The organism is Streptomyces fildesensis (assembly GCF_016107395.1).
In the GTDB taxonomy this organism is placed as follows: domain Bacteria; phylum Actinomycetota; class Actinomycetes; order Streptomycetales; family Streptomycetaceae; genus Actinacidiphila; species Actinacidiphila fildesensis.
On the sequence record NZ_JAAIKO010000390.1, the window covers coordinates 1 to 229 of the forward strand.

Genomic DNA, 229 nt, shown 5'->3' on the forward strand with positions numbered 1-229 from the left:
TATCATTCTGTGGATCTGGAATTCTGGATTTCTCATCAAACGCATCTCCATTAACATTGTCGCCCTTGTAACTTGGTAATCGCACTCCATCCTTCTCTTCATTAGGATCCGATCTGGGCTTTGCGAATTGACCTGCCATTCTTCCCACCTTGATGATGGGCAACTGGCCACCAAACATGAGAACAACACTCATCTGCAAGAGAACTCTGAAAGTATCTCTTATATTATT

Annotated in this window: 1 protein-coding gene; it reads right to left on the reverse strand. The window is 42.8% G+C overall.

Going from position 1 to position 229, the window contains the following annotated elements:
- A partial coding sequence (locus C6N31_RS47525; RefSeq protein WP_232486396.1) for a 3-deoxy-7-phosphoheptulonate synthase occupies positions 1-193 on the reverse strand: 193 nt, incomplete at its 3' end.
- Positions 194-229 lie beyond the last annotated feature (36 nt).